General features: G+C 65.5%; 13 protein-coding genes. 5 read left to right on the top strand and 8 right to left on the bottom strand.

Annotated features, from left to right (window positions below; genetic code table 11):
* Positions 1–423, top strand: a 423-nt coding sequence (locus tag P1U75_RS08840; RefSeq protein ID WP_300242241.1) for a DUF4175 family protein, incomplete at its 5' end; no start/stop codon positions are given.
* Positions 424–450: 27 nt separating this feature from the next.
* Here P1U75_RS08840 and P1U75_RS08835 read toward each other — a convergent pair.
* Positions 451–1,290, bottom strand: a complete 840-nt coding sequence (locus P1U75_RS08835) for a zinc-ribbon domain-containing protein (RefSeq protein WP_300242238.1) — start codon at positions 1,288–1,290, stop codon at positions 451–453.
* A gap of 181 nt (positions 1,291–1,471) precedes the next feature.
* On the opposite strand from P1U75_RS08835, the gene P1U75_RS08830 reads away from it, so the two are divergent.
* Genes P1U75_RS08830 through P1U75_RS08815 form a run of 4 tightly spaced genes read left to right on the top strand, consistent with a single transcriptional unit; the run spans position 1,472 to position 4,365 of the window.
* Positions 1,472–2,149 (top strand): ATP-binding cassette domain-containing protein, encoded by a 678-nt coding sequence (locus tag P1U75_RS08830; RefSeq protein WP_300242236.1) that lies wholly within the window; start codon positions 1,472–1,474, stop codon positions 2,147–2,149.
* Positions 2,146–3,045 carry an FtsX-like permease family protein gene (locus tag P1U75_RS08825; protein WP_300242234.1) on the top strand — a complete coding sequence of 300 codons (900 nt, stop codon included), beginning with the start codon at positions 2,146–2,148 and terminating at the stop codon, positions 3,043–3,045. Before P1U75_RS08830 ends, P1U75_RS08825 begins: the two co-directional genes overlap by 4 nt.
* Complete coding sequence (locus P1U75_RS08820; RefSeq protein WP_300242232.1) at positions 3,045–3,758, top strand: lysophospholipid acyltransferase family protein; 714 nt, start codon at positions 3,045–3,047, stop codon at positions 3,756–3,758. Before P1U75_RS08825 ends, P1U75_RS08820 begins: the two co-directional genes overlap by 1 nt.
* 1 nt (position 3,759) lies before the next feature.
* A complete protein-coding gene (locus P1U75_RS08815) occupies positions 3,760–4,365 on the top strand; it encodes a pyridoxamine 5'-phosphate oxidase family protein (protein ID WP_300242230.1) in 606 nt (201 codons plus the stop codon).
* A gap of 4 nt (positions 4,366–4,369) precedes the next feature.
* Here P1U75_RS08815 and P1U75_RS08810 read toward each other — a convergent pair whose 3' ends face one another.
* The 7 genes from P1U75_RS08810 to P1U75_RS08780 form a co-directional block, all read right to left on the bottom strand.
* Positions 4,370–4,738 (bottom strand): hypothetical protein, encoded by a 369-nt coding sequence (locus P1U75_RS08810; RefSeq protein WP_300242228.1) that lies wholly within the window; start codon positions 4,736–4,738, stop codon positions 4,370–4,372.
* A 65-nt stretch (positions 4,739–4,803) separates the two neighbouring features.
* Positions 4,804–5,613: an arylamine N-acetyltransferase gene (locus P1U75_RS08805; protein ID WP_300242226.1), complete on the bottom strand. Its 810-nt coding sequence runs from the start codon at positions 5,611–5,613 to the stop codon at positions 4,804–4,806.
* An 82-nt stretch (positions 5,614–5,695) separates the two neighbouring features.
* A complete protein-coding gene (gene lpdA, locus P1U75_RS08800) occupies positions 5,696–7,084 on the bottom strand; it encodes a dihydrolipoyl dehydrogenase (RefSeq protein WP_300242224.1) in 1,389 nt (462 codons plus the stop codon).
* Positions 7,085–7,253: 169 nt separating this feature from the next.
* Positions 7,254–7,952: a hypothetical protein gene (locus P1U75_RS08795; RefSeq protein WP_300242222.1), complete on the bottom strand. Its 699-nt coding sequence runs from the start codon at positions 7,950–7,952 to the stop codon at positions 7,254–7,256.
* A 98-nt stretch (positions 7,953–8,050) separates the two neighbouring features.
* Positions 8,051–9,556, bottom strand: a complete 1,506-nt coding sequence (odhB, locus tag P1U75_RS08790) for a 2-oxoglutarate dehydrogenase complex dihydrolipoyllysine-residue succinyltransferase (RefSeq protein WP_300242220.1) — start codon at positions 9,554–9,556, stop codon at positions 8,051–8,053.
* 6 nt (positions 9,557–9,562) lie between these two features.
* Positions 9,563–12,517, bottom strand: a complete 2,955-nt coding sequence (locus tag P1U75_RS08785) for a 2-oxoglutarate dehydrogenase E1 component (RefSeq protein WP_300242217.1) — start codon at positions 12,515–12,517, stop codon at positions 9,563–9,565.
* Between the two features lie 23 nt (positions 12,518–12,540).
* Positions 12,541–13,260 carry an alpha/beta hydrolase gene (locus P1U75_RS08780; RefSeq protein ID WP_300242215.1) on the bottom strand — a complete coding sequence of 240 codons (720 nt, stop codon included), beginning with the start codon at positions 13,258–13,260 and terminating at the stop codon, positions 12,541–12,543.
* Between the last annotated feature and the right edge of the window lie 581 nt (positions 13,261–13,841).

Genomic DNA, 13,841 nt, shown 5'->3' with positions numbered 1-13,841 from the left:
GGCACACCGGAGGGCGACGCCGCGCGCGACTCGCTTGGCCGTGCCGGGCGCGCCATGGACGGCGCCGAAGAGGCGCTGCGCGGTGACGATCTGGCCGAGGCCATCGACCGGCAGGCCGAGGCGATCGAGGCGCTGCGTGAGGGTATGCGGTCGCTGGGCGAGGCGATGGCGCAGCAACAGCAGGGCGGCCAGCAGCAGGGCCAGGGCATGGCCGAGGGCGACATGCGCGCCAACGACCGCGATCCGCTGGGCCGACAGGCGGGATCGAACGGCGCCTTCGGCACCGACGAGGGGATGTTGCAAGGCGAAGATGTCTATCGCCGCGCGCGCGAACTCCTGGACGAGATTCGCCGCCGCTCGGGCGATGGCGAACGCCCGGAAGTGGAACTGGAGTATCTCCGCCGCCTGCTGGACCGGTTCTGAGCCCCGCTCCGGCGCCTGGCCCGGTTATTACTCAGGAAACACCCGTGTCACGAATTCGCCAAGCCGCGCATCCAGCCAGTAGCGGGCCTGATCGACCATTGCCACATAGGCGCTCAGCGCCGGGTCCACCTGCGGCAGGGTCTTGGCGATCCGCGGCGCGTTGGCGTAGCTCAGCGCAAGGAACGCGCCGATCAACAGGGCGACGGAAAAGCCGCGCAGAAATCCGCTGCGGCGCGTCGGGGTCACGGCGCCGCCTGACTGGGCGCCGTCCTCCACATCCGCCGGCATGTCGGACGAGCGCAGGGTGGAGTTGATCTCTTCGATATCGGGCAGCAATTCGCGGCTTGGCGCGGTCTGGGCGCCGTCCGATTGAGCCTCGGGGTCTTCGTCCCGGATACGCGTCATGCGCGCGCGCGCCTGCAGCGCGCGCCGGGCGGTATCGTCGGGCGGGGTGTCGAGGCCAAGCTCGGGTTGGCTTTCCAGCCCGCCGGACTCGGTCGCGCGAAGCTGCGCTTCGCGCTCGGCCTCTTCGCGCAGGATGCCCGAGATCGCGCTGTCGAGTTCCTGGCGGACAGGCGATTGCGGCTCTTCCTCGGTCTCGTCGAGGTCTTCGTCGTCCGTGTCCTCCCAATCCGACCACTCCGAGTCTTCCTGTGCGACGCTTTGATCAGTGTCCTCTGCCGCCAAGACCGGATTGGTCGCGTCATCGGTGGCCTCCTCCTCCCGTGGCGGGAGGCCGTCGAATTCCGAATGCGCCTGGAACCAGGTGTGCCCGCAATTCGAGCATTGCACGTCGCGTCCCTCGGACGGGATCACCTCGTCCGGGACCTGGTACTGCGCCCCGCAGTTCGGGCATGTCAGCCGCATGATGTCCCTCCTGGACCACAGCGAACCCATTGGTTTTCCGCGATCATAGGGTGCCGTTGCGATCTGCGAAAGGGCGGAAACCTCATTGAAGCGGCGCAGCGAACCGGCAGCGGGCCCGACCCCATTGAAACTGACCCCGCGCTGGGGCACAAGTTCAAGAGAATATCGCGGGGAGCAGGGCGTGATCGAGCTGGACGATGTCGGCTATAGCTACGGCGGCGGCGAGTTGCTGAGCAACGTTTCCGTCAAGCTCGCGCCGGGGTCGTTCCATTTCCTCACCGGCCCGTCGGGGGCCGGCAAGACGACGCTGCTCAAACTGTGCTACGGCGCGCTTACGCCCACCTCGGGCGCGGTGCGGGCCTTTGACGCCGACATGCGCGGGTTCGACCGCGACCAGATGGCAATGCTGCGCCGCCGGATCGGCGTGGTGCACCAGGATTGCCGCTTTCTCGATCACCTGCCCCTGGCCGACAACATCGCGCTGCCGCTGATCGTCTCGGGCCGCGACATGGCGCAGGAATCGGCCAACCTGAGGGAGCTGATGACCTGGGTCGGGCTGACCGAACGTGCCGATGCGCGTCCGCCGGAGCTCTCGGGCGGCGAGCGCCAGCGCGCCGCGCTGGCCCGCGCGGTGATTCTGTCGCCCGACGTGGTGCTGGCCGACGAGCCCACCGGCAACGTGGATTGGGAGATGTCGATGCGCCTGCTGACGCTGCTGGTGGAGCTGAACAAGATGGGCAAGACCGTGCTGATCGCCAGCCATGACCTTGCCCTGATCCGGGCGGCGAAAAGCCAGGTCCAGGCGCGGGTGCTGCGGATCGCGAACCGGCGGCTGCAACTGGCGGGGGCGGACCTGTGAGCGGTGGCACCCTGCGCAACGTTCTGTTCGGCGACGCCCAGGCCGACCGGGTCGTGCCGCCCAGCGGGTTTACCGCCCGGCTTACCCTCTTCGCCTCGGGCGCGATGGCCTTCCTTGCCGTCTTTGCGCTGGCGCTGTCGCTGGCCTCCGGTCGGCTGGCCGACCGCTGGGCCAGCGAACTGGCCCGCAGCGCCACGCTGCGCATCACCGCGCCCGAGGATCAGGTCGCGGCCCAGACCGCCGCGGCGCTGACGATTCTGCGCCAGACCCCGGGCGTGGACCGGGCCCGCGCGCTGAGCGCCGGGGAACAGGCGGCGCTGCTGGCGCCCTGGTTCGGTCCGGGTCTCGACCTGGCCACCTTGCCGGTGCCGCAGCTGATCGAGGTCACCGAGGATGAACAGGGATACGATGCCGCCGGCCTGCGGCTGAGGCTTTCGGCCGAGGTGCCCGGCGCGGTGCTTGACGATCACACCCGCTGGCGCAAGCCGCTGGTCGAAGCCGCCAACAGCCTGCGGCGGCTGGGCTGGATCTCGATCCTGCTGATCGGCGGGGCGATGGCGGCGATGATCTCGCTTGCGGCCAATGCGGCGCTTGCCGCCAACGCCCAGGTGATCGAGGTGCTGCGGCTGGTGGGGGCGCGCGACAGCTATATTGCCGGGGCCTTCGTGCGCCGGTTCACCCTGCGCGCCCTGATCGGGTCTGCCGTGGGCATTGCCCTGGGGTTGGGCGGCGTGCTGCTGCTGCCGGCGGCCTCGGACGAGGGCGGCTTTCTCACCGGGCTGGGGTTTCGCGGGCTGGGCTGGCTCTGGCCGCTGCTGATCCCGCTGCTGGGCGCCTCGGTGGCCTTTGCCGCCACCTGGGCCGCCGCCCGCCGTCGCCTGACGGAGCTGAGCTGATGCAATACCTGCGGTCGCTGATCTACGTGATCCAGGTCTATATCGCGATGGCGGTGCTGGGCCTGTCCTTTACCCCTTGGGCGATCCTGTCCAAGCGCGGCGCGTTGGTGGCCTGCAAGCTTTACGCCCGCTATGCCATGTGGTCGGCGCGCTGGATGGTCGGGTTGAAGACCGAGGTGCGCGGCCCGGTGCCCCGGGGCGAGGTGATGGTCGCGGCCAAGCACCAGTCTTTCTTTGACATCCTGATCATCTTCGAAGCCTTGCCGCACCCGAAGTTCATCATGAAAAAGGAGCTGCTCTGGACCCCCTTCATCGGGCTCTACGCCAAGCGTCTGGGCTGCATCCCGGTCGATCGCGGCCGCAAGGGCGCGGCGATCGCCAAGATGGTCACGGACGTGGCGAAGGAGTTCGACGAGCCCGGTCAACTTGTCATCTATCCGCAGGGCACCCGTGTCGCGCCGGGGGCGCAGACCCCCTACAAGGTGGGCTCGGCGGTCCTCTACGAGGGCACCGGCTATCCCTGTGTTCCGGTGGCCACCAACGCCGGGCTGTTCTGGCCGCGCACCGGCATTCTGCGCAAACCGGGAACCGCCGTGGTCGAGTTCCTTGATCCGATCCCGCCGGGCGAAGAGCGCCGGGCGTTTCTGGCGCGGCTGGAAGAGGCGGTCGAGGGTCACTCCGACGCGCTGCTGCGCGAGGCGCAGGAGGGCTGAGTTGGACTATATAGACGATATCGAGACGCTGGAGGCGCTTTACGGCGAACCGCCCTCGGCGGCGCTGAGCAAGGTCGCGCGGCAGATGACACCGCTTTATCGGCGCTGGATCATGGCCTCAAGGCTATGTGTGCTGTCGAGCGTCGGCCCCGAGGGCACCGATGCCAGCCCGCGCGGCGATGATGGCCCGGTGGTGCAGGAGCTTGATCCAGGCACGTTGGCGCTGCCCGACTGGCGCGGCAACAACCGGATCGACAGCCTGCGCAACATCGTGCGCGATCCGCGGGTCTCGCTGATGTTCCTGGTGCCGGGATCCAATAACGTGGTGCGGGTGACCGGCACCGCGCGGCTGACCGCCGACGCCGGCCTGCGCGCCCGGTTCGAGAAAAACGGGCGTCTGCCCGCGACGGTGATCGTGATCGCCATCGGTGAGATTTATACCCAATGCGCCCGCGCCCTGCTGCGCGCCGGGGCATGGACCGGCGGCGATGAGAGCGCCGATCTGCCCACGGTGGGAGAGATCCTGGCCGAGATGACCGGCGGCAAAGAGGGCGGCAAACCCTATGACGCGGCCTGGGGCGAACGGGCCGCCAGGACCATGTGGTAGCGCCTCAACCGGACTCGACAGGTTTTGTCACCGGTGCGGGCGGGATCGGGGCGGAGACCGGCGCGGGTTTCGAGAACCGTGCCCAGAGAACCACCGCCGTCAGGCCAAGCACCAGGGCCAGCGCCAGCAGCACAGGTATCCGGCTGAGCCAGCGCAACCCGGGCCCGATGCGGCGATCCCCGAGCGTAGTGGCCCAGAGCACCAGTGCCGCGCCCGCCGCCGCCCCCTGCCAGCCCAGAAAGGTCATCAATCGGTTGATCCCGCGCAGAAAGCCGTCTCCGGTTCGGGGCACCGTGGCCGCCTGCCAGAAGGACACCGCGTAAAGTACCGCCCAAAGCGCGAATAGCGCCCAGATCACTTGCTTTCGGCTCATGGCGCCCTCCGTCCCCAAGCCAGTATACCTCAAGTTGCGGATTTTGCGAAACGGATCCCGCGCCGTTAGGCCTGTTGCGCCAGCCGGTTCCAGATCCGGCGAAGGGTCGGGGCGTCCAGCCGCAAGTGTAACTCTTCGGTCAAAAGCCGGGATAACGCCTCAAAATCCGCGATCATGGATTTCTTGGCCCCCGCCGGCCCCTCGCGGGTCACGGCGCGGTCAAAGACGCCGATGCGCGTGTCGCCGTCGAACCCGGCCAGCATCAGGTGGCCGGAAAACGGCATCGTGTCCCAGTGGGCACAGATGAAATTGGCCGCCTCGATATCTGCTTTTCCCACATGGGCGTTGTCGAAACCGTAAAGCGAAAACCAGCCTGCCCCGGTGCGCTTGTCGACGACGCGCTCACCGGTCCGCTCGTCATGCCAGAGGCGATATGAGCCGTTGGGGGCGACCTGTTCCTCTGCGCTGTCCAGGCGCAGCGGGATCAGCGCCCCCGGCCCGCCATAACCGGCGTCGGCCAGGAACCCCCCCTCGGGCAGCGTGACCTCTATCATCAGATGGCTGCGCGGCCCGCCCTCGGGGGCGCCCTTGCGCACGCGGGCAAGGCGCTGGCGCGCGTCGAACCCCAGCGCCATCAGCGCAGAGTAGAGCAAGGCATTGAGTTCAAAACAATATCCGCCACGCCCCCGGTGTAGAACCTTGTCGCAGATCGTCGCCACGTCGAGAGCGGGAAGGCACCCAAGATACGGGTCGATGGCCTCGAACGGGATCGCGCGCAGCTGCGCCACCTGCAACTCACGCAGCCCCTGCGCGGTGATCGGCACCCGGTCCAGCCCGAGATGGTCGAGATAGGCGGTCAGGTCGAATCCGGTCATGTCGGTCCCTCCGCGCGGAGGGTGCTTTGAGGAGAGGGGAAGGTCAAGCGGGCGGCGCAGGCGGCGCCGCCCGAAGTGGGGGTCAGCTGTGGATCGGTCCGTCGCCGCAGGCCAGCGCCGCCTCGCGCACCGCCTCGGAATAGGTCGGGTGCGCGTGACAGGTCAGGGCCAGGTCCTCGGCCGAGGCGCCGAACTCCATGGCGACGCAGATCTCGTGGATCAGATCGCCCGCCGATGGGCCGATGATATGGGCGCCGAGGATGCGGTCGGTGTCCTTGTCGGCGAGGATCTTGACGAAACCGTCGGCGGCGAAATTGGCCTTGGCGCGGCCGTTGCCCATGAAGCTGAACTTGCCAACCTTGTAGTTACGCCCTTGATCTTTCAGGCCTTCTTCGGTCTCGCCCACGTTGGCAACCTCGGGAGCGGTGTAGATCACGCCGGGGATCACGCCGTAATTCACATGCCCGTGCCGGCCCGCCACCTGCTCGGCCACGGCCATGCCCTCGTCCTCGGCCTTGTGCGCCAGCATCGGGCCGTCGATTACATCGCCGATGGCGTAGATGCCCTTGACGTTGGTCTGCCAGTCCTTGCCGACCTTGACCTGACCGCGCGGCGACATCTCGACCCCGAGTGCATCGAGGCCGAGGCCGTCGGTATAGGGTTTGCGGCCGGTGGCCACCAGAACGGCGTCGGCGTCGATCACCTGTTCGCTGTCGTCCTTGCGCAGCTTGTAGGTGACTTTCGCCTTGGTCTTGGTTGCCTCGGTTTTTTGCACCGCGGCCCCCATGATAAAGGTAAGCCCCTGTTTTTTCAAGATTCTCTGGAAGGTTTTCTGGACCTCGCTGTCCATGCCGGGGGTGATGACATCGAGGAACTCGATCACCGTCACCTCCGCCCCGAGGCGGGCATAAACGCTGCCCAGTTCCAGCCCGATGACACCGGCGCCGATCACCACCAGTTTCTTCGGCACCTTGTTCAGGGTCAGCGCGCCGGTGGAGGTGACGACGATCTTTTCGTCGACCTCGACGCCGGGCAGCGAGGCGGATTCCGACCCGGTGGCGACGATGATATTCTTGGCCTCGTGGATGTCATCCCCGACCTTGACCTTGCCCGCTTCGGGGATGGTGCCCCAGCCCTGAATCCAGTCTACCTTGTTCTTTTTGAACAGAAATTCGATGCCCTTGGTATTGGTCTCCACGACCTCGTCCTTGTAGGCGAGCATCTGTTTCCAGTCGACGCTGGGCGATTTCCCCTTGAGCCCCATCTTGGCAAAGTTGGTCTCGGCCTCGTGCAGCTGGTGGCTGGCGTGCAGCAGCGCCTTGGAGGGCATGCAACCCACGTTCAGGCAGGTGCCGCCGAGCGCGCCACGTCCTTCGACGCATGCGGTCTTGAGGCCCAGCTGGGCGCAGCGGATCGCGCAGACATAGCCGCCGGGGCCGCCGCCGATGATGATCACGTCATAATTTGCCATTACAGGTCTCCTGTCTTCCTTTGTACGAAATAGGGCGGGTTCCGTACGTTTTCAGGGGGCGGTTTTCGGCACGAAAGGCCGGATTGGGGAGTTTTCGCCCGGTTTTGTACATGTCGGTTTGTGTGTGCGTTTGGTCGGGGTGTCTAGGGTAACGGAGAAGCTGCAAGACTCATTTGACGGCGTCGTCCGAATGCGGGCCCTCGATTTGTTTCGGTGGCGAAGGCAAAAGCAAACGGAACTCACTTTCAATGAGCCGGATCTCAGGTGCGGAATCGGAGGTGTGCGCTGCTCCCAGCAGCCGCAGGATCGTAGCGTATGCATCGGGGCCTTCAGCAAGGCTTGCCGTTGACATCGCAACCACGGTTGATACTTGCGCTAAGGTTGTGAGAGCTGAGCCAATCCGGGTTCGGGGTTGATTGATCTCTCTTCGAAAGTCTTCGAGTTTCTGGTGGAGAGTAGCTTTTCTTCGCTCACCGTCTTTAAGGGAATTGATCTGCTGCTCGATTTCGCCCGCCAAAACCAAGATCGCTGCCTTGGTGTCCTCTGGCAACGCCACCCTTCCAAGTGGAAATGTTGCAGTCGAATTGGCCCAAATTCGAGCCCGTGCCCGAGAAACTGCCAGCGAAAAATCAGTGAAGGCCGTGTCTACTGATTGATTGTTGTATATACTAATATCTTGTACACCGTAGGCCTCAGCTAGAGATTTAACGATATGCATGTAATGGTGTTTTAGCTGAAGTTCATCTCTGTCTTCTTCCTCAAGCTCCGCGGAAAGCCGGGCACGTGCGGTTTTTTCAAGCTGAATCCACTTGTGCTCAGCTTCCTCCGGAAGCTCGATAAAGTCCTCTTCGGTGAGTAACTCAGCCATCCCAGTTCCATTAGTTTTCTTCGCGGTGGCGGGGTGAAGCCCGCCCTACGCCCGGTTTACGGGACTGTTGTAGGCCGGGCTTCAGCCCGGCCCAGAAATCACAAATCCATCAGCAGACGACGCGGATCCTCCAACGCCTCTTTCACCCGCACCAGGAAGGTCACGGCGCCTTTGCCGTCGACGATGCGGTGATCATAGGACAGCGCGAGGTACATCATCGGGCGGATCTTGATCTCGCCGCCCACGACCATCGGGCGGTCCTGGATCTTGTGCATGCCGAGGATGCCCGATTGCGGCGGGTTGAGGATCGGCGAGGACATCAGCGAGCCGTAGACGCCGCCGTTGGAGATGGTGAAGGTGCCGCCCTGCATTTCCGCCATCGACAGCTTGCCGTCGCGGGCGCGTTTGCCCTTTTCGGCGATCGCCTTTTCGATCGCGGCGAAGGACATCGAGTCGGCATCGCGGATCACCGGGACAACCAGACCCTGCGGCGTGCCGGCGGCGACGCCCATGTGGACGAAGTTCTTGTAGACGATGTCGGTGCCGTCGATCTCGGCGTTGACCTCGGGCACCTCTTTCAGGGCGTGGCAGCAGGCCTTGGTGAAGAAGGACATGAAGCCGAGGCGGACACCGTGCTTCTTCTCGAACTGGTCCTTGTACTGGTTCCGCAGCGCCATCACCTCGGTCATGTCCACCTCGTTATAGGTGGTCAGGATCGCGGCGGCGTTCTGGGCGTCCTTGAGGCGGCGTGCGATGGTCTGGCGCAACCGGGTCATCTTGACCCGTTCCTCGCGCACGGCATCGTCGGCCGGGCTGGGCGCGCGCGGCGCCGGGGCGGCCGCCGGGGCGGGGGCCGGTTTGGCGGCCCCCCCGGCCAGCGCCTTTTGCACGTCGTCCTTCATGATGCGGCCGTCGCGGCCGGTGCCGGTGACCTGATCGGCGCTGAGCCCGGCCTCGGCCATCGCCTTTTCGGCCGAGGGGGCGTTGGCGACATCCTTGCCGATGGTCGCGACCGGAGCGGCGGCGGCGGGGGCCGCGGCAGCGGGGGCAGCTGCGGCCCCGGCGGCCGAGCCGGAGATCACGCCGAGCCTGGCGCTGGCCTCGACCGTGGCGCCCTCGGGGGCGAGGATCTCGGCCAGCACGCCGGCGGCTGGGCTGGGCACCTCGACCGAGACCTTGTCGGTCTCCAACTCGCAGAGCATTTCATCCTGCGCGACGGTGTCGCCGACCTGTTTGAACCAGGTCGAGACGGTGGCCTCGGTCACGGATTCGCCAAGGGTGGGGACCATCACGTCGGTGCTGCCGCCGCCCGGTTGCGCCGGGGCCGGTTCGGCGGCTGCGGCGGGTTTGGGCGCGGCGGTTGCGCCGGCTTCGGCGATGGTGGCCAGCAGCGCGGAGACGCCGACGGTTTCCCCCTCACCGGCGACGACCTCGCCCAGGGTGCCGGTGGCGGGGCTGGGCACCTCGACGGTGACCTTGTCGGTTTCCAGCTCGCACAGCATTTCGTCGATGGCGACGGCATCGCCCGGTTTCTTGAACCAGGTGGCGACGGTTGCCTCGGTCACGGATTCGCCCAGCGTGGGGACGCGTACTTCGGTTGTCATGTCGGGTTATCCTTCGATCGTCAGCGCGTCGTTCACGAGCGCCTGTTGTTGGGCTTTGTGTTGGCTGGCCAGGCCCGTGGCGGGCGAGGCGGAGGTGGCGCGGCCGACATAGGCCGGACGTTGATGCACAGCGCCGATGCGGGTCAGCGCCCATTCGATGTTGGGTTCGATGAAGGTCCAGGCGCCCTGGTTCTTGGGCTCTTCCTGGCACCAGACCATCTGGGCGCCCTTGAAGCGCTCAAGCTCCTTGATCAGGGCATGGGCCGGGAACGGGTAGAACTGTTCGATCCGCAGCAGGTAGACATCGTCGATGCCGCGCGCGTCGCGTTCTTCGAGCAGGTCGTAATAGACCTTGCCCGAGCACATCACCACGCGCTTGATCTTGTCGTCGGCCAGCAGCTTGGCCTCCGAGTTGCCGCGTTCGGCATCGTCCCAGAGGACGCGGTGGAAGGAGGAGCCGGTGATGAAATCCTCGGTGCGGCTGACCGCCAGCTTGTGGCGCAGCAGCGATTTCGGCGTCATCAGGATCAGCGGCTTGCGGAACGAGCGGTGCAGCTGTCGGCGCAGGATGTGGAAGTAGTTGGCCGGGGTGGTGCAATTGGCGACGATCCAGTTGTCCTGGCCACATTGCTGCAGGAAGCGTTCGAGGCGGGCCGAGGAGTGCTCCGGTCCCTGGCCCTCGAACCCGTGCGGCAGCAGGCAGACCAGGCCCGACATCCGCAGCCATTTGCTTTCGCCCGAGGAGATGAACTGGTCGAACATGATCTGGGCGCCGTTGGCGAAATCGCCGAACTGGGCCTCCCACAGGGTGAGCGCGTTGGGTTCGGCCAGCGAATAGCCGTATTCGAACCCGAGCACCGCGTATTCCGAGAGCATCGAGTCGATCACGTCGTATTGCGCCTGGCCGGCGCGGATGTTGTTGAGCGGGTGGTATCGCTCTTCGGTTTCCTGGTTGATCAGGGCGGAGTGGCGTTGCGAGAAGGTGCCGCGGGCGCTGTCCTGACCGGCGAGGCGGACCGGATACCCCTCGGTCAGCAGCGAGCCGAAGGCCAGCGCCTCGCCGGTGGCCCAGTCGAAGCCCTCGCCCTTGTCGAACATCTCTTTCTTGGACTCGAGCAGGCGGGTGACGGTGCGGTGGGTGGCAAAGCCCTCGGGCACGGTGGTCAGCGCGCGGCCGACCTCTTCCATGGTCTCCGGCGCGATGGCGGTTTCGCCGCGCACGTATTCCTCGCCCTCGCGGTTGATGTGCGACCAGCGGCCGTCCAGCCAGTCGGCCTTGTTGGGCTTGTAATCCTTGCCGGCCTCGAACTCTTCGTTCAGGTGGGCCTGGAAGGCGGCCTTCATGTCCTCGATCTCGCCCTCGGGGATCAACCCGTCCTTGACCAGCCGCTCGGTATAGAGGCTGAGCGTGGTCTTGTGGGTCTTGATCCGCTTGTACATCACCGGGTTGGTGAACATCGGCTCGTCGCCCTCGTTATGACCAAAGCGGCGATAGCAGAAGATGTCGATGACCACGTCCTTGTGGAACTTCTGGCGGAACTCGGTCGCGACCTTGGCGGCGTGCACCACTGCCTCGGGGTCGTCGCCGTTGACGTGGAAGATCGGCGCCTCGACCATCAGGGCGATGTCGGTGGGATAGGGCGAGGAGCGCGAGAAATGCGGTGCCGTGGTGAAGCCGATCTGGTTGTTCACCACGATGTGCATGGTGCCGCCGGTGCGGTGGCCGCGCAGGCCGGAGAGGCCGAAGCCCTCGGCCACGACACCCTGGCCGGCAAAGGCGGCATCGCCGTGCAGCAGCACCGGCAGGACCTTGATGCGGTCGGAATCGCCGAGTTGGTCCTGCTTGGCCCGTGCCTTGCCCAGCACCACCGGGTTCACCGCCTCGAGGTGCGAGGGGTTGGCGGTGAGGCTGAGGTGCACGGTGTTGCCGTCGAATTCCCGGTCGGAGGAGGCACCGAGGTGGTATTTCACGTCACCCGATCCGTCGACGTCCTCGGGCTTGAAGCTGCCGCCCTGGAACTCGTTGAAGATGGCGCGGTAGGGTTTTGCCATCACGTTGGCCAGCACGTTGAGGCGGCCGCGGTGGGGCATGCCGATCACAACCTCCCTGAGGCCCAGAGCGCCGCCGCGCTTGACGATCTGCTCCATCGCGGGGATCAGCGCCTCGCCGCCGTCGAGGCCGAAGCGCTTGGTGCCCATGTACTTGACGTGCAGGAATTTCTCGAAGCCCTCGGCCTCGACCATCTTGTTGAGGATCGCCTTGCGCCCCTCGCGGGTGAAGGCGATTTCCTTGCCCAGCCCCTCGATCCGTTCCTTCAGCCAGCCGGCTTCCTCGGGGTTGGAGATGTGCATGTACTGCAGCGCAAAGGTGCCGCAATAGGTGCGCTTCACGATGTCGGTGATCTCGCGCATCGAGGCGAAGTCGAGCCCCAGCACCTTGTCGAGAAAGATCGGCCGGTCCATGTCGGCGTCGGTGAAGCCGTAGGTCCTGGGGTCGAGCTCGGGGTGGGGGGTGGCATCGCGCATGCCCAGCGGATCGAGATCGGCGACCAGGTGGCCCCGGATGCGGTAGGCGCGGATCAGCATCAGCGCGCGGATCGAATCGAGCACGGCGCGCTTGATTGCCTCGTCGCTGACCTCGACGCCGGTTTCCTTGGCCTTCTTCGCGATCTTTTCGCCTGCCGCCTTGGCCTCGCCCGCCGACCAGTCGCCGGTCAGCGCGCCGGTGATGTCGTCGTTTGGCATCGGCGGCCAGTCGGCGCGTGCCCAGGAGGGACCGCTCGCCTCGGCCTTCACGTCCAGATCGGCGTCGCCCAATTCGCGGAAGAAATCGGCCCAGGCGGCATCCACCGCCGCCGGGTCGTTGGCGTAGCGGGCGTACATCTGTTCGAGGTATTCAGCATTGGCCCCCTGCATGAAGGAGGAGGCGTGAAACTGGTCGTTGGGGGAATGTTCGGTCATGGGGCGATCCAATGATGATTGGGTTAGCGAAGGGTCTGGCGAAGTACGGCGTCAACGGAGCGTTCATAGTGGCGCCAACCGTGGCCGCCACCACGCTTTGCTACCATTTGAGCGCGCGCGCCGGCCTTCTGGGCGATGGCGATGTATTCTTGTGCGAAGCGTTGCGGCGTGTTCGAGTCGCCGGCGTTCGCAATCGCTACAACCAGTGTCGATGCAGGAATGTTTTCCGCAAATTGATGCGGTGACTGGCTTTGCTTCCAATTGTTCTCGCCGCGCCTGTGAATACGCCATTGCGGCACATTGCACGGGCATCCGGCCAGGATCGCGACATCTACAATGCCGGGAGAGGAGCCAATCACGGTGCCCAACTGGGCGGCGCCGCCGGAATGACCAATTACGATCAGTCGCCCAGGTCGCAGATCTTTTCGCATCGCGGCGAGCGACCCGGCCAGCAATGCATTGTTGCCACGGGTGTAGTGATCTTTGCCCGGGTTTTCTCCACGGCTGCGACCGTGCTTTCCATTGAAGCCAGGCCGCGTAAGCGAAACCACGGTGGTGTTCGGCTTTGATTTAGCCACGCGCTTTGCATAGCTGTCGTAGGCATCGTCCGGTCCGCCGTCGCCATGCAGGATCACAACGAGGTTTTCGTTTCCTTGACCTTGAACGAAGCCGTTAAGTTGCCCGAAATCAAGCGCATGGGAAGCCTGCACCGAAAACAGTATAGCGAAGGAGAAAACAGGCATTTTCCCGTACGCTCTGAACCTTCCGGCCCAGGTGCGTCCTGCGGTCTGAAACAAGGAAGCCTGCGACCAAACCCGTCGAACGCCTGCCAAGATGTCTGTCAAGCGGAACCGATTGGCTCGCACTACCGCGAAACCATCGGTGCAGCCGCGACCCGGCAGGTGAGGCTGTCGACGACAATGATCCCCGCGATCATCGACCTTATGACCACACCGAATAGAGGAGGCGCGCAACTGGTCGTTGGGGGGGTATTCGGTCATTGGGCTACCTCTGAGGGATTGGCGCGCTGAGGAAGGGGGGGCTGGGGGGCAAGGGAAGGGGGGCTTCGCCGGGTGTTCCGACATCGGCCGGGAAGGAACCGGCCATGGGGCCGCGGTGGCCACGGGCGGTGGTCTGGCTGCATCGCGGTTTCGGGGGCGGGCCGTCCCGCGCCGGAGGCGGGGATTTCGGCAGGGTCGCGCGCGGCGACGCAGAGCGCCCGGCACAGATCCTGTGTTTTCGTCCTTTGGTCTGGCATGCGCCAGTCTCCCGGGGATCGCGCCGCGCGACAGGCGCGGCGCCACTCATCAAACGGGGCGGGGGC

This window comes from Antarcticimicrobium sp., from assembly GCF_029212575.1.
Taxonomy (GTDB): domain Bacteria; phylum Pseudomonadota; class Alphaproteobacteria; order Rhodobacterales; family Rhodobacteraceae; genus Antarcticimicrobium.
Note: the sequence above shows the minus strand (reverse complement) of the source record. Positions and strands in the feature narration are given on the sequence as shown.